The sequence below is a fragment of the Paenibacillus sp. NN59 genome (assembly GCF_057597225.1).
The window spans coordinates 3,652,721-3,676,920 of sequence record NZ_CP199678.1; the positions used below are offsets into that span (position 1 = coordinate 3,652,721).

The following is a 24,200-nucleotide window of genomic DNA, read 5'->3' on the forward strand; positions in this document are numbered from 1 at the left end:
ACACAAAAAAATAAGAACTTTCCACGGGCAGCACTTGATCTCCACTCGCAGGAAATTCTCTATTATTCTTAATATTACCATAATTTTGTACAAAGCTTAAATCGTGCTACCGCTTCGGATCATCAGGTTTCAGCACCATCTGTTTTACAAAGTTAACCGCTGATCTGTTTACATTTTCTTTTACCACTGTTCCAACCGTTCCTTTAACTGCGCAACGCTCACTTGCCTTGTTTACCGCGCGTATAATCCCGCCATAGCCTGTACAGCGACAGAGATTACCACATAATCCGGTTTCAATCTGCTCCAGAGAAGGATGTGGACATGCGTCCAGCAAAGCCTTGGTTGAAATAATCATCCCTGGAGTGCAGTATCCACACTGAAACCCGCCTTCTTCCACGAAGGCTTGTTGAATGGGATGCAGCTCTCCCTCTTTCTCACCATGAAGTCCTTCAATGGTTGTAATGTCGCTTCCCTCACTTTGATACGCCATCACGAGACAGGCATTAACCGGCTCTCCATTCATGAGAATCATACATGCACCGCATCGTCCGACCTCACAAGAAACCTTCGTTCCCGTCAGCTCTAAGCGATTCCGAAGGATATCGACAAGTCGTGTTTCAGGAGAAACGGACAGTTCTTTTAATTGCCCATTCACTCTAGCACTCCATGTCTGTTCAAGAGGCTGATTCTTCATGATGGCTTCACTCCTTCTGGCAAAAGAACATTTATCCCCTGACTGAGTTGCTCGCGCGGCACGGGGAGCTGAGTTACCCATACGCCTGTTGCCTGATGAATAGCTGCAGTAATCGCAGGTGCAAGTGCAACGGAACCAATCTCGCCAATGCCTCTGGGTCCGAATTCATCTCCTTCCGGTAAATCTTCAATTGCCTCTACTTCCAAATTCGAGTGAATATCCTTGATCGTCGGAATTAAATACGTGTCCAGATTCGCCGTAACGTAGCGGCTCTGCTCCATGACGGCATCCTCGGTTAACGTAAATCCAAGTGCCATTACACTGCCACCTTCAATCTGCCCTATATAACCCATCGGATTGATAACTGGTCCTGCGGCTACAATATGCCTTGTATCCAAAAGTTTGGTTTCGCCCGTCAGCGTATTGACCTCCACCTCTGCAGCAACTGCGGCATACGTGTAAAGGTAATGACCGCCCATCACATTGTCAGGCGTCGTGGGGTAATGAAAAGTGGTGTCAAAAATCCATTCCTGCGCTTCACCCTGCTTTACAAGATCCGTATAAGCGACGACTAAGCGGGGGGCAGAGGTTGAAGAGGAATCCTGTGATTTTATCCATATTCCCTCACGTCCTGTCATGAGTTGCTCTGCCGAAATCCCAGAAAACTGTGATGCAACTTTAAGTAGCTTTGCACGGAACGGGTGCTGCAAGCGTTGCAAAGCCATCCAGGCCATCGTGGTGGAACGAGAAGCCGTACTCGATCCACTATGGGGCACACGGTCTGTATCCCCAATAACAATACTCAGGTCCGATGGTTGGCACTGGAACAGATCACAGAGCATGATCTCCAGCGTGGCCACAAGACCTTGCCCGAATTCCTCGTAGCTGAAGGCCACTTCAATCTTGCCCTCCGCATTCAGCGACAAGCGTCCACCAGCCGGATCCGGAATGCCGTAACCAAGCCCGGCGCCATGCATCGCGATGGCCGCACCTACTCCTCGTTTGATCCATGGAGGAAGTGACGCATCCACCCGAGGATAAAGATGCTTCTGCCATAGTTCCGAGCGGTCCAGGGCCTCCCATACTTGATATAGTCCATCCGTGGGCAGAATACGCTGGTTCAAGGGACCGGGATCATGCTTCTGCCTCAGATTACGCCGCCGAAACTCCCAGGGGTCCATATCTATGAGCTGTGCCAAACGATCCATCTGACCTTCCATTGCAAAGATCGCCTGATTGCCTCCGAATCCGCGAAACTCCCCCGATAATCCATTGTTTGTATACACAGATACCCCTTCTACATCCACATGCGGAATCATATACGGCCCCATACAATGCTCGGTACAGAAGTTTAATACGGGTGCTCCAAGCGTTGCATATGCACCGGTATCTGCCGTAATACGAACCCAATGTGCCTGCAAAATCCCCTCACGGCTTATCCCCGTTTGCATCTCGATCTTCATCGGATGACGCTTCAAACCAACCCGAACGGATTCTTTACGCGAGTTATGCATTTTAACAGGGCGGCCACATTTTAACGCGAGCAGTGCACCATAAGGTTGCACGTTCAATTCATCCTTTCCGCCAAACGAACCGCCAATAGGTGAAGATACCACCCGAATGTCTTCTTCCGGGCAGCCAATAATACGTGCGAGTTGCATACGATCCTTATACCCATGCTGTGTTGCCGCATAGACATGAAGACGACCCATCTCGTCAGGTGCAAACAGCCCTCCCTCTGTCTCCATATATGCATGCATTTGTCGTGGCGTATAATAAGTCTCAGTTACGATATGTGCACAAGAATCAAAAGCTTGCTGGGCATCTCCGCGTTTGATCTCTGTACGATGCAGCACATTGCCTGGACCATGTGGATGCAGTTCAGGCGCCCCAGGAGCCAGTGCGGCAGCCATGCTATCCAGTGGCTCAATCTCCTCATACTTTACACGAATAGCTTCTATGGCGAGCAAGGCTCGTTCAGGTGAGTCAGCCGCAACCGCGGCAATCGCATCGCCTACATAACGAACAACATCTTCACAGAAGACGGGCTGATCCGGGGTCGCAATACCAAAACGGTTGAGTCCAGGTACGTCTTTGGCCGTTAACACCGCATATACACCCTCCATGGCTTCCGCTTCCGATGTATCAACCGACAGCAACCGTGCATAAGGATAAGCACTTCGCAGTACTTTCCCATAGACCATGTTAGGCAAGGACATATCCGTTAGATACTGCAATTGTCCCGTGACCTTAGGAGGGCCATCCGGCCGCAGATGCCAGCGATTTCCACTCTGTTTCCGGTTAAGCAACATGGTGTTCCTCCCCTTTCGTAGCTCCTTTTTTAAGTCCAGTTCTGAATTGTAGATGGCTTAGTTGCCTATGGATGAAAAGCCTGCCAAAGTCCGGCCCCAAGCATATTTCCGGCTGACTGTCTCCTGTAGAGTTCAGTGGCGAAAGCATCCGTATAGGATACAAATTCAGCAACAGCCTGGGTGGCAAGCCCGGCGGCTTGAGAAGCATCTGCTTTTCCCGATCGAAGCCAGTGCTCCGTTTCGGTTAACCTCACCGCTATACCCGAGCCGCCACCAGTAGCTATCGCAACCTGTGTCCATCGTCCGTCCTCCGGATTAATCTCCCCGTGAAAAGCTACCGTGACAAGCGAGGCAGTAAATGCCTCTCTTCGGCCTAATTTACGATAGAAGGAGATTTGATGATTTCGTTCAGGCATGGATTGCTCGGTCTCGTATACGTATTGCTCTGGATCAGAGGACGATAGATTTACTGTAGCGTTCCTGAACGGAATATGAATGGAGATTAATACATCATCTGCGTTCAGCTTGTTATCACGTCCATTTTCAAGCCATAATGCCACGTGCTGTGTCTTCATACCACGACAGGTCAGGAAGTGAAGCTCAGCATCATACACAAGTAGCGCCGGTAATGTATCCCCTATCCCGGAAGCAATATTCCCGCCAATCGTCGCCAGATTTCGAACAGAAGGGGCAGCTATAGCCAAGATAGCCTGATGCAAAATAGGAAACCGGCTTAGCAAAGAATCTGTTGCACATTCCCTCAATCGGGTCATGGCTCCAATCACAATCTCATCTCCTTGCATCGAGATTCCACTGATCTCGGGAATGCAAGCCAAACTAACCAAATGTTCTGGTAAAACCTTTGATGAAGCCTCCCATTGTGTTCGCAATAACGTGCCTCCAGCAACGTAACACCGTGTTCCTTCAATCTGTTCCCTAATATTTTGTAGTTCTTGTAACGTATCTGGCTGCCACACCGAGGGCTGTGCACCTGAGCCGTATCCCGGCAGTACCATGGCTCTCCCTCCTTTATTTCTCCGTTTCCTCTACCTTCCCAATCGTCTTGCTGTGTTCGTACAGAGTCTCGTTGATTTCAGGCTTCCCTCCACATCCGTTCTTCTGCATATTTCAGAATTTGTTGCACTTGCAACTCCGTATCAGCGTCCCAGAAACTCTCTCGCCCTAAAGACACCTGTACACCTTGGTATTTAGGGTTTCGGAGCATTTTTCGTGCCCCTTCATCTCCGTGTAGGGACAGAAGCGGGCCGAACATATGTGAGCGAAAAGCAACCGGGGGTTTACTCCCCTCATTGTCCGTACCCGCAACATAATCAGACAGCGGATTAGAATCCAGTACTGCGGTGACATGATTAATATTCTCTGTCGTTATAAGGGGCTGGTCTGCCATCAGCATCAGGACCCCCTTCGGCTTGTATTCCATCGCCGTCAATATACCGCAACGAATGGAGTTTGCCATACCACCAGCAAAATCGTTACATAATACCATACGCAACCTTTTGTCGGGATTATATGTGTAAGAGAATGCCTTGTGCCATTTGGAAGGTAACCATTCAAGACTATCCTCTGGTTTGACCACACAGATGATGTGATCCAACCGGGAATTCAGAGCAGCCTCCAGTGTCCATGCCGCCAGGGCTCTTCCATCCGGCATCATAACCGATAGTTTATCTCGCCCAAGTCTGCTGCTCTTGCCAGCCGCCAGAACGATACCTGTCGTTTGCATAAGCACCGCTCCTTTTTTCGGTTACTAACGCAGATTTAACAGCCGTTCCCTTACGTCTTACCGTAATCAACTCTGCAACAATACTGATCGCGATCTCCTCTGGCCCATCTGCACCAATGGACAATCCAACTGGACTATGCACGTGATGTAATGGTGGCATCCCGTCGAACAAACGAGCTGTTCGGGTACGTGAACCCATAATGCCGAGATATGCATAGTTGGTGTTGTCTAATAACGCTATCCATTCTCGTTCACGGGGGAATTGATGACTCATTAGGATGAGATAGTCATGTTCATTGATGTTAAGCTGCGGGAAAACTTCCTGAGGAAAACCGTGCACGAGTTCCGCATCTGGAAATCGTTCTGGCGTACACAAGGCTACTCTCCAATCTGTGATAACGACACGGAATCCAGCGGATTGAGACAGTGCGGCGACCGGTACAACATCATTTCCGGCGCCAATGATAATCAAACGTGGTTTGGGCGTATATAGCGAAGTAAAATGTTGAGGAAGATTCCAAGAATTATTCCTAACCTCCAGATCAGGAGGACAGGACAACAATAAATCATTTTCGAAACAATCAGGTTGTTCATTTGCAGTTAAATATTGCTCTTGTCCTGGCTCGGCTGACTTGACTGACTCGATCTTCGAGCAACGATACGTAATGTTAGTGTAATCGTCATTGAACGACCGGAGAAGAGAAACCGCTATTGCCGCATCCGAACATTGTTGCATCTGTTTCATTATGTCATACAGCTCACCACAGATCGGTTCAAGCAGAACAACTACAAGGCCTCCGCAACCAATTGTTTCGCCCCAGGACAAGTCGTCTTCAGGCCTCATATCGTAGGAAGCCAGCTCAAGTTGTTGCGTCTCCAGCACGCGGCTCACCCTGGCTTGCAGGTCACTCTCCAGACAACCCGGACTGATACTGCCGTACATCCTGCCGTCCTCCGTTATTAGCATAGAAACCCCTTGCTTGCGATAGGCATGCCCCTCCACTTTAATCGCAGTAGCAAGTACACTCCGGGTTTCACGAAGGGCAATGGCACACAGATCATGCATCTCCATAGGGCCGCCCCCTCTTTACTATTTGTCCTTTCAACGTTTCTGTTATAACCGTTTCATTAGCCGTGCAATGCATTTATCTGACTCTCGTAATACGATGCTGCGGTCAATAGTTTGTATTTTATGATTGTTCAGCACGATACTGCCATCAATGATGACCGTTTCCACACAGCTACGGGTAGCCGAATACACGATACGGGAGTAAATGTCGGTCTCATAGGACGGGTACGTATGAAAATCATCAAGGTCCAGCAGGATCATATCTGCCTTTTTGCCAACTTCAAGACTGCCTATCTCTCTGGATAGCCCCAACACTTCCGCCCCGCCCATCGTTGCCATGTGTAACACGGTTCTGGCATCCATCACCGTCGGCCCGTGCGGCACCTTCTGGATCAAAGCTGTCATACGCATCTCCTGAAACATATCCAGATTGTTATTACATGGCGCACCGTCTGCACCGATCCCCACTGCAATTTGTCTGTTCAAAAGGTCGGGGATGTCGGCAATTCCGGAGGAAAGTTTCATATTAGATCCGGGACAATGGGTTACTTTGACACCACGTTTACGAATAATCTCCTTCTCTTCTTCACTCAGCCACACACAGTGTGCAAGAACCAATCTCGGGGTGGCTAGACCGATGTGATCAAGATAGACGATGTTACGCATACCTCTCTCGTGTTCGACCAGTTCAATCTCTCCACGATTCTCGGAAGCATGGGTATGCACCTTGACATGATATTTATTCGAGAGGTCCCGAACTTCCATGAGCAATTGTTCTGTGCAGGATACAACAAACCTTGGACAAAACGCATATTGAATGCGGCCTCCACCGAATCCGTTCCATTTTTCTAACAAATCAACACTCTGCTGCAACGAATCCGCCGTATCCTCCCGCAGAGGCTCAGGAACCTCATCACCATGATCCATCATCACCTTGCCTGAGATGACCCGGATTCCACTCTGGGCCATCGCTTGAAAAGCCGATTCCGTATGGTTCACGGTCTCCATATCCAGAATGGTTGTTGTGCCGCTAGAGATCAATTCGCCCAGTCCAAGCATTGCCGAGTAATACACCGATTCCTCGTCATGTGCCGCTTCTAGCGGCCAGATGCGTTTGCGGAGCCAATCCATTAGTTCCATATCGTCCGCACGTCCGCGAAACAACGTCTGGCATAGATGAATGTGGGTCTGGATAAAGCCGGGCAGTAATACTTTCCCTCGTGCATCAATAACTTGATCTGCCAGGTTCTCATCGATATGCACTGCCATGTCTTTGATTTTGTTATCTTCGATGAGAAGATCTCCCGTAAATACTTCCTCTTCTGTATTCATCGTGACCAATTGCGCGCCTTTGATTAAAATCGTTCCCATCCCCATCTCCCCTGTCCCGTCCTGTCTTCTCTTCAGCTTCCCCGGTACGTGCTGTATCCCCCCGGTGCTATCAACAAAGGGATATGATAATGGCCTCCGGTATCTCTTACGGCAAAACGAATAGGGACTTCGGTCCACAACACATGTGTGATATCCGTTTGAGCATCTTGTGCAAAATAGGGTTTCACATCAAAACGCAGTTCGTATTCGCCCACTTCCAGCTTTCCTTCTTGAAGCAGAGGTTCATTCAAACGTCCATCCGAATTGGTCAATGATTCTGCCATCTTCAGGGCATTCCACTCGTTTCCTGACCATTTTATAAAATAGAGTTCAATTCTCACTCCTACAGCAGGAGCCCCCTTAGATATATCCAGTACATGTGTAGTAATCCGGCCTGCATTCGGCTGCATCAGGCATTCACCTTCGATCTATGTTTATCCTTTTTCTTCAGATCACTTCGCACGCTCGGTCATCCATTGTTGCAACCGAATTGTCGCAATTTTAAATACCTCATTTAATGCCGTTACGAATTCTTCTTGCTCGTTTCTCTCTAGCCGTTGTCTTATGGAATCAAAAATAGATCCCTTCGTATGGCCCTTCACCGCTAAAATGAACGGAAAGCCAAATTGCTTTGTATACCTCTCATTCAACTGCTTTAGCTCGTTATATTGTTCCGGCGTTAATGAATCCAGGCCAGTACCAGCCTGCTCCTGAACCGAGCTGGTACTCATTCTGATGCGAGCACCCAAATCCGGATGCTTTCGGAGCAGTTCCAGCTTCTCTTTATACTCCGAGTCAAGAACTTGTTTCGTCATAACCTGCATCATCTCTTCCCATGAACCAAAAGGCCGAAGACCGGCAGCACGCTCTGCAATCCAAGCAGACTCTTCAAATAACGAGCCAAATTCTTTCATAAACCGTTGATCAGACCAGCCGTTAACGAGATGTATAAGATCATCCATGTGATAACCTCCGGTCTCTATTTAATTATTGTTCCTCATTCTATTCACTGACTCAGAATACAGCAATATTATTTACGTGATTTTGTAAAATAACATAACATCAAACAAATGAATTGTTATCCGCGCACGGAATCCGACTTTTACACTTGCTGTGTATGTCAAAAAACCGCACTCACCAATGAAGGAAGTGCGGTTTAATCAATTTTAATATAAATTATGGCCAACACTCTAAGTCTCACTCATATCACGAGCATTATAAACACAAGAACACATGATCACATGAGCACACCAATCATACGAGCAGCAGTGATTACGTACGAAGTCTTACAGGCGCTTTATCTCGCACGAATTTACGGAAGGTAAAGACCAGCTTTAATTTGAGCAGATCATTCGTCTTTTTGAAATCCATTTGCAACAGACTGCCGATCTTCTCCATACGATAAGTTACCGTATTGCGATGCACAAAAAGCTGTTTGGCGGCTTCATTAATTAATCCGTCATTTTCAATAAAAGACTCTAGCGTGCTCATCAGCACCTGATTGGGATCACCGTCTCTGGCAAGTAACGGTTCGAGCACTTTATGACAATAGTTCTCCATGATCTGTTCCGGCACATGCTGGAATACATAGGCAAATTCCAACATCTCAAATTGTAGTGCCCGATCCTTCATGTCGAGCCTTTGGGCTAACTGACGTGTATCCAGACACTCTTGGTATGCTTCACGTAGTGAAGTCGGCTCATGTTTCATTTTGCTTATCCAGAAACGAGGACCTGGCGCACCTTTGGCTTCTTGAGCTGTGAGCACATCGCCAAAGCGATTTAAGAGAAAGGCGGACAACTCCTCACCATAATCTCGCCCGGTCGGACAACTGTAGATGGATAGGATTCCTTCTTTCATCTGAAAATGCTGAGAAGCTGTGAATTGCATAAGGGGATTGTACTGCAACTCACGATGAATCTGCTTGAGCAGCTTCCCCTCAGCAAAAGCATTGGGTTCGAGCGTGGTTAACACACACTGATACGTCTCTTGAAATAGGTGTACTCCCTTATTTTCGCTCAAAGTCATGAGCTCCTGCATCGTCAATTTCTGATCCATATATTGCGTCAGCAAGGTTCGCATTTCATCCTGAACCGTTGGGTTGATATGTTCGCGGTAGGTCATATCCATGTAAAAGGCGAGCACATCCGCAGCTTGCTGGAACAGTTCCTCCTCCGCTCGTAGAGACAAGGCAGAATCCGTGTACACCAGCAGGAAACCCAGTTCCTCGTCTTTTTGTTGAATCGGGACTCGGTGACAGCTCCCCTGATTCCATTTTACCCGGTGCATGACTGATTTCCAGGGCCAGCCTTGCGTGACTGCATTGTCCGACATCACGTCATCGTTCGCATAGAGCACATGTCCGCGGGAGCCGATGACGGCAATCGAATAATTGAGGATCGTGGACATTTCGGCAAACACATTGCGATGTTGTTGTTGCTGTAAGGCAAACTGCATGAGTTTCTTTTGCTTCTGAACAACTTCATGCAGTAGCCGATGGCTACGTTCATGTTCCGCTTTAAACAAGGCATTCATCTGGTCAGAGAAAGTGAATTGGAACGGAAGCTCCAAAAGCGGTAGCCGAAGTCGATTCGCTTCCTCTACTATGCCTTGGGGAATCGAATCCCAGAACCGTCCAAGCTTGATGCCGATTCCCGCGCATCCACGTTCATTCAGCCGTTGCATTAATCGAAGCGTATCTGTTTCACTATCTTTGATCATAAAAGCGGTCGTAAACAACATTTCTCCAGATTTGATCCAATCTGCAATATCAGGAGCGTCCATGACGTTGACTGACTTCATCATCCGTGAAGTCCCTTCCCGGCCCGCAATCAATTTGGCTTCAGACAGCGGGTATACCTGCAAAGCTTCTTTAACGGTAAGCTGCATGGACATGACCTCCCATATATTTAACACAAATGTGTAAACAAATCGTTTACAATGACCTTTAGGCTTCATAATCCCACCGATTTCGAAATGAAAAATAGAGAACCTTTAATTGTTTGTTAAGTATTATAACATCAATTTCCATAAAGAAACTTACATGAGAAAAAAATAAACCTATGTCCTCAAGGCAGCATCATCATGCTGTCATGGACATAGGTTTGAAACATTTTAAATAAATATTTTATGCTTAACATTAAACCCGGCAATGCGGAATCGTTCAAATCTCCATTTTTTCGTGACTCATCCATAATTTCATACGGGATAATACATCTTTGATATTCAATGGTTTACTGAGATAGTCCGTGGCTCCGGCAGCGATACATTTCTCCCGGTCTTCTTTCATCGCTTTTGCTGTGAGCGCAATGATGGGAATCTGGGTCAGGCCAAGTTGCTCTCGAATCCGGCGGGTGGTTTCATATCCATCCAGTTCTGGCATCATGATATCCATAAGAATAACATCCGGTCTAAGACCTCCCTGCTCTAACAGCTCCAGACATTCCGTTCCATTCTGAGCAGAGGTCACTTGCATACCGTATTGCTCCAGTGCATTTGCAAGCGCATATACGTTACGAATATCATCATCCACAACAAGAATCTGTCGATCCTTGAATAACGATTCCTCCAAAGGCGTTAGCAAAATATCCATATTCTTCTGTTCCGGCTCCATCTGAGGCGATGAAGGGACGATACTTTCTTTTACTTTAGCATCAACTGCCTCATAAACAAACAGTCTAGAACTTTGCTCCTCCTGCGAAACCTCGTGACCTTTTCGATACAACGGGAGAAACAGCGTGAACACACTGCCTTGGCCCAAACGGCTCGTTGCCGAAATTGAACCGCCAAGTAATGAAGCCAGCGATTGAGAGATGGACAGCCCTAGTCCCGTACCGCCATATTTACGAGCTGTTGCTCCATCAGCCTGTTTGAATGCCTCAAAGATCTGGAGAAGTTTATCCTCCGCAATACCGATCCCCGTATCACTAACGGAAAAAGCAATGACTTCGGTTTCTTGACCGGCGTGTTCAGGGTCAGTCAGACGCACCTGAGAAATGGTTAGTGCCACTTCCCCTGTGCTGGTGAACTTAAACGCATTCGAGAGCAGATTTCTAAGAATCTGGTGCATCCGCATTTCATCGGTTTCAATCGTAGCCGGAAGAGGACCTTGTAGCTGAATACGAAAATCTATTTTTTTCTGTTCAGCCGTTTTCAAGAAATACTGATTCATCACTTCAGGCAACGTGTCGAGGTAAACATCATCAAATTCCACTTCCATCTGTCCAGCCTCAACCTTCGACAGATCGAGAATATCGTTAATCAAGTTAAGTAAGTCTTTGCCCGATCTGTGAATAACGGCTGCATAGTTCTGCTCCTCACCGCTCAAATGATGATGTTTGTTTTCCGCCAATATCTCGGACAGAATCAACATGCTGTTCAGAGGTGTGCGCAGCTCATGCGACATATTAGCCAGAAATTCGGATTTGTATCCCGAACTGATTCGCAGCTGATGCGCAGTTGCTGCAAGTTCTTGGACCGCATTCTCAGCCGTGCCCTTCTGACTCTCCAAGCGTTCATTTAACATATATAACTCTTCCGTTTGCATCTGCAATTCTTCTGTCTGAGATTGCATCTCCTCGGTTTGAAGTTGCAACTTCTCGGATTGTGCCTGTAACTCTTCGTTCAGTACTTGCGATTCATCGTAAAGGTGCTGTAGTTCCATCCGCGTAACTGTAGAATGAAGCGAAACTCCGAAAATGACCGTTAATTCCTTGATCAATTCCATGGTCTTCTCGGTTAATGGCTTCATGGAAGCGAGTTCTACGACAGCAACGGTCTTTCCTTCAAACAGGATGGGTACAACGGTAAGCGAACTCGCTGAGGCATGGCCCAGACCTGACGAGATGCGAATGTAATTCTGCGGTAAATCATTCATTCGTAACACCCGCTGCTCAATCGCACTTTGACCGACTAACCCTTCACCAGGGGCAAGTGATATTTTCCCGAGCGAGCGTTCCTTCTCCCCATCTCCTGCATAGGCTGCCACCCGAAACAACCGATTGTCCTTCCAGTAATACAACACGCTGTACGGAATCTCCAACATCGTTGCAAGTTCACTCAGGAACAAACGTGATAAACCTTCTAACGTGGTAGGGTTTTGGAAAAGAGTAGCAACACCTGTAAGTTGATCCTTCACCCGGTTTTGCTCCTGCACCTCATCCAGTAGTTGATTCGCTTCATGTGCGAGATCAGCGACTTCATCCCGTGTTCTTACACGTATCCGCTGTTTGAGGTTACCGCCTCTGGAAATATCGCTAATCGTGTGCTTTACCTCTTGAAGCGTTCTAACAATGTTGCCTGATACAATGAAAGCCGCGGCGATGGATAGTGCTGCAATCAGACCCCACAAGGTGTACATGATTGTCAGCAAAGTTGAACTCCGGTTCGCCAAATCCGTCACCCTAGCTTCTGTAAGCAAAATTTCGGTGTTGCGGAAGGTAGCCAGCTGGGAGCGAAGCAGATCGATTTCCGTTTTCCCCGGATCGGACTGAAAAAAAGCGAGAACCTTATCTTGATCGCCTTCCTTCTTGAGCTGTACGGATCGTTCACCAGCAATTTCAATCCAACGGTTGATATGGGATTTAATATTTTGCAAGTTTTGCTGTTGTGCCGGATTATCGCTAATCAAGGCGTATAACTGATCGTAATTCGTATTCCACTCGGAAAGACCTTGATCATAAGGTTGCAGATAACTTTCCTTTCCGGTAAGCATGAACCCGCGCTGTCCCGTTTCCATATCGAGTACGTTTTTCTCAATCGCGTTGGTCAGATTATGTACGTCCAGATCATGATGACTAATAAAATCATTTTCCTTCTGCAACACATCGATTTGGGCCGAAAGGATCAGTAGTACTACACCAAATAAGAGCACAACCACAAGATAGCCCAATACAATTTTGGAGCGTATCGTAAATCTTCTCGTTTTAGACAACGTGAAACCCTCCAAATATAGACGAATGCTGAATCGTTGCATGAAATCTGTTGCATTAGTATTTTATATGTATAGATATCAGCTGACAAGAAAAATATGTGATTACATAAGAAAAACGACCTGCTTTGCAGGCCGCTTTTCCGGGACTTTATTCATAGATATTTATAATTGACACAATATAGGAGTTTAAAATCAGTTTAAGCCTTTGGTGCAATCATTTTAGCCGGGTCTACATATTGATCGAATTGTTCCTCTGTAAGAAGTCCGGTTTGTAACGCAGCTTCCTTCAGGGACAAACCTTCTTTATGTGCAAGCTTAGCAATTTTAGCTGCATTCTCATATCCAATATGAGGATTGAGTGCAGTGACCAGCATAAGCGAGTTATCCAGATTGTGTTTGATCTGATCCAGGTTCGGCTCAATACCCACAGCACATTTGTCATTAAATGCAACGATGGAGTCAGCGAGCAACTGTACAGACTGCAGGAAGTTATAAATGATGACAGGTTTGAATACGTTTAGTTCAAAATTACCTTGGCTTGCCGCGAATCCAATCGCCGCATCGTTACCCATCACTTGTGTCACAATCATCGTGATCGCTTCGCTCTGTGTCGGATTCACTTTACCTGGCATAATCGAGCTGCCCGGCTCGTTCTCAGGGATACGAATCTCACCGAGACCGCTACGTGGACCGCTTGCGAGCCAGCGTACGTCATTGGCAATTTTCATCATATCCGCTGCAAGCGCTTTTACTGCACCGTGAGCATACACCACTTCATCATGGCTGGTCAGAGCGTGGAATTTGTTTGGCGCAGATACGAAATCTTTACCTGTATGTTTACCAATCTCCTTAGCTGTAAGATCACCGAAGTCAGGATGCGCGTTAATTCCGGTTCCTACAGCCGTACCCCCAATCGCAAGCTCCTTCATGTACTCTACGCTTTCGCGGATCATACGTTCACTCTTACCTAGCATAGCTTCCCAGCCGCTGATCTCCTGGCCAAGCGTAATCGGCGTTGCATCCTGAAGGTGAGTACGTCCAATCTTAATGATATCCTTAAACGCTTCCACTTTTTCCGCAAAAGTCGCTTTCAACACCGCAATCGCTGGCAACAACTGATCCTCCACCGCAAGAACGCCCGCGACATGCAACGCTGTTGGGAAGGTGTCATTGGAGCTTTGCGACATATTAACATCATCATTAGGATGCAGGCGCTCTTCTTTGCCTTTTTGCTCCAGCAGTTGGTTACCCAAGTTAGCAATGACTTCATTCACGTTCATGTTGGATTGAGTACCGCTACCCGTCTGCCATACAACCAGTGGGAAGTGATCATCAATACGTCCTGCAATAATTTCGTCAGCAGCATAAGCAATCGCATCTGCTTTCGCCGCTGATAATTTGCCTAATTTATGATTACTGGCCGCAGCACTTTTCTTCAAAATGGCGAGAGCTCGCACCAATTCCATCGGCATATGCTCGCGTCCAATAGGGAAATTTTCCTTACTGCGCTGCGTCTGAGCGCCCCACAGCCTGTCGGCTGGTACTTTCATTTCGCCTAACGTATCTCTCTCAATGCGGTATTCCACTTGCTTGTCCTCCTCCAAAATGTTGGTCTGGGTCTCTACAAAGCTTGTGTATCTCGTCATATTATACATGATTTACGAGCAGGTTTTCACCTTTTCGACAAAATTGTAAGCGTAGCGCAAAACAGAAAGAGTCGTGAATGAGTTCAATTCGCCACATTTCTATTTTTGTGCCGCAATGGGATATAGACGGCTAGTCTGTTCAAACAATTCACCTGGTTGTAATCCAACGAGACCACTCTCTTCTGCGGAAATCCCTTCCAAATTCGGAGCATTAACCAGATTCATCTGTGGTTCCGGACAGAAAAATTCATTGCAGGCATTGTTGTTCCAGATCATCCAATGTTTATAGGACGTGCCTACATCGTACACCAGTTTGTCTCCTGTGCGATGATCTGTCAGTTCCATGTAATTGCGGCCATTTTGCGGCTCGGCGGTATAGTGGTTATCCATCGCTGCAAAAAACGGACTAACTCCGCCCTGTTTAAGCTGCTCTTCCTCCGGTGTAAGCGGTTGAAATTGTCCTGTCGGTAGCGAACGCTCGTTTAATTCACGGCGCTGGCCAATCGTCACTTTGGCTGTATAATCCGAGGACTGACTGTCCGGAGCAAAAGGAACTTTAATTGCTGTATGGAAAGCAAACAGGTTCGGCATATATTCTGTGCCCGTATTGTTCACAATTAACTGCTGCTGCAGACCATGACTGCTCAGAGAGTAACGAAGCGTTACACTGAAGGTGAACGGCAAATATTTGTAAAAAGCATGGCCTTCTCCAATGTTTTGGCTGAGTGTGACATAACTCTCCAGATCATTAGAACCGAATCCCTCAACTGTCCACGCCACATCATGCAAAAATCCGTGCAAATGGTTGCCTGTCGCGGGTTCATTAATCGGTAGTTGATAGACTTTTCCATCCCAAGGGAAACGACCGTCTTCATATCGATTAGGAGGAGACAGAATCGGAATACCGTACACGGCAGGAGCCGCCATGAATTCATCCATCTGATCCTGATCCGGTTCGCGCAGGTAGCTGTATCCTTTTTCCGTATCCCGAAAAGCTACCAGGTTCGCGCCAACGCTTGGAATCACCGCCGCTTCAAATGAACCAAAGCGTAGCCATACCGCGGGAATACCGCCAAATTGCTCTTCAAACGCTGTATTCTGTTGTGTCATCGTTATATGTACCTCCTGCATACTAAGGTTATATTATACGGCTCGACTATATCATGATTGCGCCTAAAAGAACAATCTGAGATCGAGAACAAATTAAACAGGCAAGCGCAAAACAAAAAGACAGCTGCACGATCAGCTGCCTTGATCACTCTTTGTTGGTCTTCATCGCTCTTCAACTCACTCACGAGTAACGGTCTATGTTTTCTCATTCTACATACTTACCCTGCTTGGGTACCGTATCTTCTTCAAAATGCATGTCGAGATGCCGGAGTGATTCATGTAACATCTCCCCGCTTAACACATGTCCATGCCCTGTCACAACCGTTCTCGGCTCCAGTTGCCTGATACGCTGAACCGATTCATGCGCTGCCTCCCAATCCGTTGTAAAATACGCCGGAGGGCCGTGTAACTGTTTGTCCTGAAGCAGAACACTCCAGAGCGACTCCTGTTTGACCGAGACAATCGCATCACCCGCAATCAGTAATCGATCTGCTTCGCGGAACAAGGATATATGTCCCGGTGTATGACCTGGCGTATGAATCCAATTCCACCCCTTTGTGCCGGGCACCGTATGATTTTGGGGTAGACTAAATATCCGATCATCCAGATTAATGGCTTCGTTCGGATACGTAAAAGACAACTGCGTCATGAGGCCTCCACCCACAGAAGAGTCTGCCGGAGGATAATTTTTCAAACCTGTGAGATAAGGTATTTCAAGTGGATGCGCGTACACCGGCACTCCCCAGAATTGCTCCAGTTCAATTACCGTTCCCACATGATCAAAATGACCATGCGTTAAAATAATGGCAGACGGCGGACCTTGAAAACGCTCGGTTGCCACATCAACAATGTGATTCGTGAATTTTGACATTCCTGTGTCCACAAGGACCCAGCTCCTGCTTCCCGGTTTTCCAATGAACACGACATTCACAAAAAGGGTACGCAAGCTCAAAATATCAGGAGCAACTTCCTCTACGCTGGTCATTCCTGATGTAATCAGATTGTCAAATGCCATTCACGGTTACCTCCCATCAGGCGAATTGTCTCTCTGGTTTAGTTCATCTCGTAGACTTCCCTTTTCTGGAATATCTATTCGGAATCTCGGAAATAAAAATAGACGGCGGACACCCTTCCCAGGGCACACACCGTCTAGTATAGTCAGGTAACTCGGACAATAGAACAAGAATATTTACTTTCCATTAAGCCGGGTAAGCATCCAAGGCTGCATCCAGCAATTGATTGTACAAATCATCATCATTTTCGAGCAACTCGTCCATTTTCAGCAACTCTTCCTCATCACCCGACTGTTCCGTGAAGTGCAAGCTGTAGTCCCAGTCCTTACCGTTCTTGCTCATAAACGTAATTTCATATACGGATTTACCACCATCTGTTTTGAACACCGTGCTACCTACGAAACTTTTTTCATCCTCACGACGCATTTCTGCGCGAATAATTTCAATACTCACTTTTTATACTCTCCTTTAATCTCTCGTTTAAAGCCTCACTTCAATAAATCTTCGATTCAAGCGTCCAAAAAACTCTCTTTTGGTGCTTTTCTCCAACTTTCTGGCAAAGCTGTTTGGTAATTATTATTGGTTAATTGTACAATATATATCGTAGCAACGTATACATTATTCAATGAAGGCCCTATGCTGAATCCTCATTAACTTCAAAGAGGACTATAATAGACCGCCAGCTACGATATTCATATCACATTGGAGGAAAAAATAGCATGAACAATTTTGAATCGAATCTGCAACAATATGCTGAACTGGCTGTCAAAGTAGGTGTCAATGTCCACCCTGGACAAACATTAGTTGTAAATGCGCCAATCACGGCAGCTCATTTTGTACGATTGATCGTTAAGGCTGCGTACAACACGGGTGCAAAACTGGTCAAAGTCAACTGGAGTGACGAAACGGTTACTCGACTTCACTATGATCTGGCGCCGGATGAGGCATTCTCGATCGAACCAAAATGGTTCGCAGCTGAAATGACAGAGCTTGTTGAAGAAGGCGCGGCAATCTTGCATGTCATCGCGGAAAATCCGGATCTGCTGAACGGAGTGGCACAGGAGCGCATCGTAACCAGTCAGAAAGTGCGCGGCAAAGCGCTGGAGAAATATCGTGCCTATCAAATGGCTGATAAATTCAGCTGGTCCATCGTAGCTGTCCCTTCTCCTGAATGGGCTGCTAAAGTATTCCCGGATCTGCCTGAAGCACAGCAAGTGGACCGCCTGTGGGATGTTATTTTCAAAACGGTACGGATTGGTGAAAAAGATGCTGTCGCTGAATGGAAAACTCACCTGCAGAACCTTGACTCCCGCGCAGATCTGCTGAACAGCAAAAAATATAAAAAACTTCACTATACCGCGCCAGGTACAGACTTAACCATCGAACTTCCAGAAGGTCACATCTGGGTATCCGGAGGCAGTGTAAACGAGCAAGGACATGTGTTTATTGCCAATATGCCTACAGAGGAAGTATTTACTGCACCGCTGAAAACCGGTGTGAATGGTACTGTTCGCAGCACAAAACCGCTTAGTTACGGTGGCAATCTGATTGACGGCTTCTCCCTCACATTTGAGAATGGACGCATTGTTGATTACACAGCTGAACAAGGACTTGATGCACTGAAGAACCTCGTCGAAATGGATGAAGGTGCACATTATCTGGGTGAAGTTGCCCTTGTTCCACATCAATCTCCAATTTCGGATACGAACATTCTGTTCTACAATACATTGTTTGATGAGAATGCATCCAATCACTTGGCGATCGGAAATGCGTATGCTTTCTGTCTGGAAGGCGGCAAGACGATGTCTAAGGAAGAGTTGATCGAACATGGCATGAACTCCAGTCTGACTCACGTTGATTTCATGATTGGTTCCGGTGAGATGAACATCAATGGTGTCACTTCGGAAGGTGCGGAAGAACCGATCTTCGTGAATGGAAACTGGGCATTCTAATATGCTCCATGCATAGAGAGGAGATTTCTCCTCTCTTTTCCTGTGTCTGAATTGTACTCATATTTAAAGATTATGGAGGGACATTCGATGTTGAGTTTTGAACAAAAGCTGGATCGATACGCTGCACTCGCTGTCAAAGTTGGGGCAAACGTGCAACCGGGGCAGATTTTTGTCATCAATGCCATGATTGATGCAGCACCACTTGTGCAACTACTGGTACGTAAAGGATATGAAGCCGGGGCCAAACAAGTTATCGTGAAATACTCCGATGAAACGGTCAACCGTCTTCGCTTTGAAATGGCTCCTGAGGAGTCCTTCGATGAACTTCCCAAGTGGCATGCGGCAGAGATGGAGGAACTCGCAGAGAATAATGCCGTTTTTCTGACGATTTTATCTTCCAGCCCGGATCTGATGAAAGGCATTGATCCGGCTAGAATCTCGGCGAACCAGCGCTCCTTTGGTCAGGCGATGGCTAAGTATCGTCAGTATCTGCAAGCTGATAAGATGAGCTGGACGGGTATTGCTTGCCCTTCACCGGATTGGGCGGCCAAGGTATTCCCTGATCTCCCACAAGCAGAACAGATGAATCAGCTCTGGGATGCGATCTTTGCCGCTGTACGCGCGGACGTTGAAGATCCAATCGCTGCATGGGCACAACATATCGAACGTCTGGAGTCACGAGCCGTGGCGCTCAATAACAAGAAGTACCATGCACTGCATTACACCTCCCCAGGCACAGATCTCACGATTGAGCTCCCTGAAGGACATATTTGGGCGCAGGCTGGTAGCGTAAACGCACAAGGAACCCCTTTTGTAGCCAATATTCCTACGGAAGAAGTGTACACCGCTCCAGCGAAATACGGTGTGAACGGCACAGTGGCGGGTACCAAACCACTAAGTTACGGCGGTAGCATTATCGATCAGTTTACCCTCACATTTGAGAAGGGTCGGATTGTGGACTTTCATGCAGAGGAAGGTCAAGAAACGTTGGAACGCCTCATCTCCATGGATGAAGGTTCTCATTATCTTGGTGAAGTTGCGCTTGTACCGTTCCACTCTCCAATCTCAGAAAGCGGCATTCTGTATTATACAACGCTGTATGATGAGAACGCATCTTGCCATCTGGCAATTGGCAGTTCGTACGCTTCCAATATCGAAGGAGGCAAAACGATGTCTCCCGAAGAGCTTGCGGAACGCGGTATGAACTCCAGCATCACTCATGTTGATTTCATGATGGGGTCACCAGAGACAGACATCTATGGCATTACAACGAGTGGAGACCGTGAACCGATTTTCCTGAAAGGAAACTGGGCGTTTTAAAAAAACTTTTAATTTATATTGAACAGGCAATTTTGCTGCCATGGATTCCATGGTTTGCAAGATCGTCTGTTTTTTCTTTTTCAGCAAACATCAAACAGGGTCGGAACTCCCTCTTTTCAGGACTGTAAACAGGTCTATCGGACATTGTAACGTTTCCATAATCTGTTGTAAAATGTAATGATACCAATGTTTGTGGACTGTTGACCAGAAAGGAGAACACCATGGCCAATCGGCTCCAGCTTTTACTCGCATCCGATTTTCATCAATTAGGACCTGTACTTCAGGAAGAGGTCTATTATGAATACTACAATATGGTGTATGGATTAATCGTATATATCATTAAGGAACGTACAGCGGCAGAAGATATTATTCAGGAAGCATTTATTAAAATCATTAAAAACAAACCCCTCTTCGAAGACGAGGTTAAACTTAAAGCCTGGCTCAAAGTAGTCACCCGGAATACCGCAATAAATTATTTGAGAAAAAATAAAAATAACCGTAACCAACTGGACACGGACAGTGTTTTTATAGATATAGAGACGATGAATCAAACCGCTGTTTCGGTTGAAAACATAGTTGAGACTCAGATGATGCAAGAATCCATCGAGCGTTACCTTTCTCAGCTGAAGCCGGAATACCGCGTTCTCGTTGAGTTACGGTGGAAAGAAGGCTTTTCTTATCGGGAAATTGCTGAATTATTGAGCACCACAGAAGACATTGTGAAACAGCGATTATTCCGGGCACGTGGTAGTATCAAGAAGAAATTACATAAGGAATGGGGTGGAAGCATTGAGCAAAGGCAAGCTAGATAAGCTTGAACATCAATTCGATTCAGGTCTTGAAGATGAATACTTTGATGCAGCGTTTGAGCAGGCATTTGATGAAGCTTTCCAGCAGGCTACCTCTACCCCTTCCGCCTCCCGTACAGAATCCATGCAGCATTCCTGGCAAAAGGTACATAAGGAGATCGAAAGAATTGGCGCACGTAAACGTAAAATACGCACCTTCAAGCTATCGGGCATCGTGGCAGCTTCTGTGACCATTGGAGCCGTTATTTTCAGTCTGCCCTCGGGAACACAAGCCGTATCTCCTATTGTTCAATCGATCAAGGATTGGAGTAATGGCATGAAATCGATCATGGTTGAGGATAAGTCTGTAAATCTGAGTCCCGATCCCTCAACTGCCAAAACACCGCCACCACCTGACCTTGAATCGAGCACAATTATCCATGATGAAGCGGAAGACATTCCTGCCTTTGAACTCAACAAACATGTTTTCCGCCCCGTTGCGGTTACGGAAAAGATCGCTCGTGATGGATTTATCGGTGAATTTATTATATCCAAAGCCATTCCTGCCCGTTTTGACAAGATAAAATATGAACTCGTACTGGATACAGAGAATCCCGTCAATCCTGACAACTATTACGAGTCCGATATGATGAGGGTGAAATACTCCATCCAGGGTAAAAGTGATACAGACGAGCTTATCCAGTTCGATTATGAATACGTTAAGCCAGGGCAGTCTCTTGAGAAAACATCACTGCAGAAAAGCACTGTTGTGAAGCTTGCAGATGATAGTGAAGCACTCATGTATGTGGGACCACCCTTCAATTCTATTCAGTGGATGACAGGTTCTCTAAGTATGAGTCTGTTTGGAACCGTGACTGAAGAGGAGATGATTGCAATCGCCAACGATTTTCTGGAGCAAAATTCTCCTGCCAAATCAAAATAAATTAAAACAATACACTAGGTGATGTATGTGTAGACTGATCCGATGTCATCCCATCATGAGCAGTATGAACACTAGTGACACGATAATAATAACCGGATGTGATCTCCCAATCCGAATTGGATCGAAGAAGATTCGTTTGGGTCTGTGTTGAGGAGCTGCCTGCGAACGTTACCCAAGCTGTTCCTGTCCAGCGCTCCAATCGATAATTCACAGACAAGGTTTTCATGTCTTTAAATGTTCTAGTCGCTGTTTTTACGATGGCATGAAGTCCGTCTCCGCGTGTTAATGTACAAGTCGCCTGATAGATATTTACGGGTTTGGCAGCCCTTGATTGGGGGAAATACTCCTGAGGTTCGAGTGGCGGCGGAGCAGTTCGCGCTCCCGACGTCACGTTGATGATCGGACTTGCAACTGCGGACGATTCTGTAGGCAGAACAAGAATAACTGGCGCAGTCAAAGCCAGAATCAGACCTACTTTCAAGATTGGTGTACGGCATATTTGTCTGCCTCGTCTTAGAATATTATGCATCTCCATTCCTCCTCATTTCTATTTTAATTTTTGATGTAATCTATTAAACGGACGGAATGGATAACTGGTTTCAAAAAAATAAGGACGCCCGATGGTTTAATCGGCAGCGTCCTTTCATCATTTTCCGGATTAACAAAAACGATGAAACCTAAATTAATCCATCTCGTATGATGAAGAATAGGCTTTGTCCGGCGGAATCCTAAATCTACTTTATGCAAGTAACATCATCATCGTCTAATTACCTGATTCGAACGATTTGTTTATTCTCTATAGCATATACCTGATCGGCGACGTTCTCGACCAAACGAGCATCATGTGAGATGAAAATAATTGTGCCTGCATAACTTTTCATTAAATGCTCTAGTGCCTCCATTGCAGGAAGATCAAGAAAATTACTCGGCTCATCCATAAGCAAAATATTGTATCGGCCAAGCAACAACTTCGCCAGCTGCAACTTCATCATCTCGCCGCCACTTAATACCGCCAACTGCTTGCGCACATCATGCGGAGAAAACCCTAGAGATGCTAATACAGCTCGAATCTCCGGCACTTGATAGTCACAGTTCTCCTGTATGAATTCGATGACGGCCTGATGGTGGTTATGTGTGTATGCTTGTTGTGCAATATAACCGATCTCTGCCTTAGGCGATATGATGATGCCCTGTTCACGGTTCAAGATCATGTTAAGCAACGTTGTTTTTCCTGCACCGTTCGCACCTGTCAGCGCAATCTTACCCCCAAGAGGGAATTGAAAAGACGCGTTCTCCAAAATGACAGTCTCACCAAATACTTTGTTCATCTCATTTCCTATAATCGGAAATGGATTGTGAAGTTCTAACGCATGACTCTGACGAAAGTGAATCGTACGATTCGCCTCCGGTGCTTGGACATCCCCTAACGCTTCAATGCGTTGTTCCATATTTTTAGCGGCTTGATGAAGTTTCTTCTGTTTACTCCCCACAGATTTCTGATGAGCAAGTCTGCCACCGTGATCAGAGCTATTTTTCCTTGCAGTCCCTTTCTCTTTCTGATCGACTTTCCGAGCCTGATTCCTTTTTTCAGTTATCGCTTTTTCCAGTCGTTCTCGTTCATTCACATATTGCTGATACTGGATTTCCTGCTTTTTCTGGTTTTCATTCTTCTGAGCCAAATAATCGGAATATCCACCCCAATACTCCGTAATCTTCCCATCCTTCAGTTCCCAAATTTTATCAACCACTTGATCAAGAAATTCCCGATCATGACTGATAACCAGCAACGCTCCCGTATAAAAAGAGAGCTGATGGATTAAGAAATGGATTCCTTCCGAATCGAGATGGCTCGTGGGTTCATCTGCAAAAATGCCGTGCACTGAACTGGACAAAGCCTGAGCAATTTTCAGCCTTGTTTCCTGTCCGCCACTCATCTGCTCAGCATCTAAGCGGTCTATTCCAAGCTTACCCGCTAATGCATAATCCACTTCCTCTTGTTCTCCGCTCTGCTCCATCTGCGGGATATAAGAAAAACTGCCGTTCCTCACAACTTTCCCATAAGATTCGGGAATCTCACCCAGTAATACTTTTAACAATGTGCTCTTGCCCGCTCCATTGGCGCCAACCAAGCCGATCCGGTCATATTCATAAAGTTCCAAATGTTCGATATTGAATACCTCACGACCCGCATATTCCACAACAATCTCTTTTGCTTTAATTAACATACTCATTATAGGTTCCTCCTTCAAAAATCGCAGTTTTCACGCTCGCAGGATGACCTGCGATTTAAGAAAGGGATTTTATAT

The 24,200-nt window shown here is 46.3% G+C and carries 20 protein-coding genes; 4 read left to right on the forward strand and 16 right to left on the reverse strand.

The annotated features are described in order from the left end of the window. Positions 1–106 precede the first annotated feature (106 nt). From ACT89M_RS16020 to ACT89M_RS16085, 14 genes are all read right to left on the reverse strand, one after another. Positions 107–694, reverse strand: a complete 588-nt coding sequence (locus tag ACT89M_RS16020; protein WP_308721703.1) for a (2Fe-2S)-binding protein — start codon at positions 692–694, stop codon at positions 107–109. Next, positions 691–3,006 carry a xanthine dehydrogenase subunit D gene (gene pucD, locus ACT89M_RS16025; RefSeq protein ID WP_308721702.1) on the reverse strand — a complete coding sequence of 772 codons (2,316 nt, stop codon included), beginning with the start codon at positions 3,004–3,006 and terminating at the stop codon, positions 691–693. Before pucD ends, ACT89M_RS16020 begins: the two co-directional genes overlap by 4 nt. 65 nt (positions 3,007–3,071) lie before the next feature. Continuing rightward, positions 3,072–4,022: an FAD binding domain-containing protein gene (locus ACT89M_RS16030; RefSeq protein ID WP_154890375.1), complete on the reverse strand. Its 951-nt coding sequence runs from the start codon at positions 4,020–4,022 to the stop codon at positions 3,072–3,074. Positions 4,023–4,099: 77 nt separating this feature from the next. Next, positions 4,100–4,750 (reverse strand): nucleotidyltransferase family protein, encoded by a 651-nt coding sequence (locus tag ACT89M_RS16035; protein ID WP_154890376.1) that lies wholly within the window; start codon positions 4,748–4,750, stop codon positions 4,100–4,102. Beyond that, complete coding sequence (locus ACT89M_RS16040) at positions 4,692–5,822, reverse strand: XdhC family protein (RefSeq protein WP_154890377.1); 1,131 nt, start codon at positions 5,820–5,822, stop codon at positions 4,692–4,694. Before ACT89M_RS16040 ends, ACT89M_RS16035 begins: the two co-directional genes overlap by 59 nt. 42 nt (positions 5,823–5,864) lie before the next feature. Continuing rightward, positions 5,865–7,190, reverse strand: a complete 1,326-nt coding sequence (locus ACT89M_RS16045) for a 5'-deoxyadenosine deaminase (protein WP_154890378.1) — start codon at positions 7,188–7,190, stop codon at positions 5,865–5,867. 32 nt (positions 7,191–7,222) lie between these two features. Beyond that, positions 7,223–7,600 (reverse strand): hydroxyisourate hydrolase, encoded by a 378-nt coding sequence (gene uraH / locus ACT89M_RS16050; protein WP_154890379.1) that lies wholly within the window; start codon positions 7,598–7,600, stop codon positions 7,223–7,225. 42 nt (positions 7,601–7,642) lie between these two features. Further along, a complete protein-coding gene (gene uraD, locus ACT89M_RS16055) occupies positions 7,643–8,152 on the reverse strand; it encodes a 2-oxo-4-hydroxy-4-carboxy-5-ureidoimidazoline decarboxylase (protein ID WP_308721701.1) in 510 nt (169 codons plus the stop codon). A gap of 310 nt (positions 8,153–8,462) precedes the next feature. Beyond that, entirely contained in the window at positions 8,463–10,079 is a 1,617-nt protein-coding gene (locus tag ACT89M_RS16060) for a PucR family transcriptional regulator (protein WP_154890381.1), read from the reverse strand. A gap of 274 nt (positions 10,080–10,353) precedes the next feature. Next, a complete protein-coding gene (locus tag ACT89M_RS16065; protein WP_308721700.1) occupies positions 10,354–13,122 on the reverse strand; it encodes a CHASE3 domain-containing protein in 2,769 nt (922 codons plus the stop codon). 197 nt (positions 13,123–13,319) lie between these two features. Further along, positions 13,320–14,708, reverse strand: a complete 1,389-nt coding sequence (gene fumC, locus ACT89M_RS16070; RefSeq protein WP_154983754.1) for a class II fumarate hydratase — start codon at positions 14,706–14,708, stop codon at positions 13,320–13,322. Positions 14,709–14,867: 159 nt separating this feature from the next. Beyond that, on the reverse strand, positions 14,868–15,878 hold the full coding sequence (locus tag ACT89M_RS16075) for an aldose epimerase family protein (protein ID WP_487344749.1): 1,011 nt from the start codon (positions 15,876–15,878) through the stop codon (positions 14,868–14,870). A gap of 205 nt (positions 15,879–16,083) precedes the next feature. Then, positions 16,084–16,893 (reverse strand): MBL fold metallo-hydrolase, encoded by an 810-nt coding sequence (locus ACT89M_RS16080; RefSeq protein WP_154890384.1) that lies wholly within the window; start codon positions 16,891–16,893, stop codon positions 16,084–16,086. A gap of 184 nt (positions 16,894–17,077) precedes the next feature. Further along, positions 17,078–17,344 (reverse strand): hypothetical protein, encoded by a 267-nt coding sequence (locus ACT89M_RS16085; protein ID WP_244159485.1) that lies wholly within the window; start codon positions 17,342–17,344, stop codon positions 17,078–17,080. Between the two features lie 266 nt (positions 17,345–17,610). On the opposite strand from ACT89M_RS16085, the gene ACT89M_RS16090 reads away from it, so the two are divergent. The 4 genes from ACT89M_RS16090 to ACT89M_RS16105 all read left to right on the forward strand — a co-directional run bounded on the left by ACT89M_RS16090 (position 17,611) and on the right by ACT89M_RS16105 (position 21,894). Beyond that, positions 17,611–18,843: an aminopeptidase gene (locus ACT89M_RS16090; RefSeq protein ID WP_221789463.1), complete on the forward strand. Its 1,233-nt coding sequence runs from the start codon at positions 17,611–17,613 to the stop codon at positions 18,841–18,843. 87 nt (positions 18,844–18,930) lie between these two features. After that, entirely contained in the window at positions 18,931–20,163 is a 1,233-nt protein-coding gene (locus tag ACT89M_RS16095) for an aminopeptidase (protein ID WP_308721698.1), read from the forward strand. A 221-nt stretch (positions 20,164–20,384) separates the two neighbouring features. Then, a complete protein-coding gene (locus ACT89M_RS16100) occupies positions 20,385–20,975 on the forward strand; it encodes an RNA polymerase sigma factor (RefSeq protein ID WP_090924812.1) in 591 nt (196 codons plus the stop codon). Beyond that, complete coding sequence (locus ACT89M_RS16105; RefSeq protein WP_090924811.1) at positions 20,953–21,894, forward strand: hypothetical protein; 942 nt, start codon at positions 20,953–20,955, stop codon at positions 21,892–21,894. Before ACT89M_RS16100 ends, ACT89M_RS16105 begins: the two co-directional genes overlap by 23 nt. Position 21,895: 1 nt before the next feature. Here ACT89M_RS16105 and ACT89M_RS16110 read toward each other — a convergent pair whose 3' ends face one another. Together ACT89M_RS16110 and ACT89M_RS16115 are read right to left on the reverse strand one after the other, a co-directional pair. Then, entirely contained in the window at positions 21,896–22,423 is a 528-nt protein-coding gene (locus tag ACT89M_RS16110) for a hypothetical protein (protein WP_308721697.1), read from the reverse strand. Positions 22,424–22,661: 238 nt separating this feature from the next. Then, entirely contained in the window at positions 22,662–24,125 is a 1,464-nt protein-coding gene (locus ACT89M_RS16115) for an Msr family ABC-F type ribosomal protection protein (RefSeq protein ID WP_308721696.1), read from the reverse strand. Positions 24,126–24,200: the final 75 nt, after the last annotated feature.

Coding starts and splice junctions, on each gene's coding strand:
- ACT89M_RS16090 (WP_221789463.1), top strand. CDS start 17,611: ATGAACAATTTTGAATCGAATCTGCAACAATATGCTGAACTGGCTGTC.
- ACT89M_RS16060 (WP_154890381.1), bottom strand. CDS start 10,079: ATGCAGCTTACCGTTAAAGAAGCTTTGCAGGTATACCCGCTGTCTGAA.
- ACT89M_RS16035 (WP_154890376.1), bottom strand. CDS start 4,750: ATGCAAACGACAGGTATCGTTCTGGCGGCTGGCAAGAGCAGCAGACTT.
- pucD (WP_308721702.1), bottom strand. CDS start 3,006: ATGTTGCTTAACCGGAAACAGAGTGGAAATCGCTGGCATCTGCGGCCG.
- ACT89M_RS16110 (WP_308721697.1), bottom strand. CDS start 22,423: ATGCATAATATTCTAAGACGAGGCAGACAAATATGCCGTACACCAATC.
- ACT89M_RS16075 (WP_487344749.1), bottom strand. CDS start 15,878: ATGACACAACAGAATACAGCGTTTGAAGAGCAATTTGGCGGTATTCCC.
- ACT89M_RS16095 (WP_308721698.1), top strand. CDS start 18,931: ATGTTGAGTTTTGAACAAAAGCTGGATCGATACGCTGCACTCGCTGTC.
- uraH (WP_154890379.1), bottom strand. CDS start 7,600: ATGCAGCCGAATGCAGGCCGGATTACTACACATGTACTGGATATATCT.
- uraD (WP_308721701.1), bottom strand. CDS start 8,152: ATGGATGATCTTATACATCTCGTTAACGGCTGGTCTGATCAACGGTTT.
- ACT89M_RS16115 (WP_308721696.1), bottom strand. CDS start 24,125: ATGAGTATGTTAATTAAAGCAAAAGAGATTGTTGTGGAATATGCGGGT.
- ACT89M_RS16040 (WP_154890377.1), bottom strand. CDS start 5,822: ATGGAGATGCATGATCTGTGTGCCATTGCCCTTCGTGAAACCCGGAGT.
- ACT89M_RS16045 (WP_154890378.1), bottom strand. CDS start 7,190: ATGGGAACGATTTTAATCAAAGGCGCGCAATTGGTCACGATGAATACA.
- ACT89M_RS16030 (WP_154890375.1), bottom strand. CDS start 4,022: ATGGTACTGCCGGGATACGGCTCAGGTGCACAGCCCTCGGTGTGGCAG.
- ACT89M_RS16100 (WP_090924812.1), top strand. CDS start 20,385: ATGGCCAATCGGCTCCAGCTTTTACTCGCATCCGATTTTCATCAATTA.
- ACT89M_RS16080 (WP_154890384.1), bottom strand. CDS start 16,893: ATGGCATTTGACAATCTGATTACATCAGGAATGACCAGCGTAGAGGAA.
- ACT89M_RS16020 (WP_308721703.1), bottom strand. CDS start 694: ATGAAGAATCAGCCTCTTGAACAGACATGGAGTGCTAGAGTGAATGGG.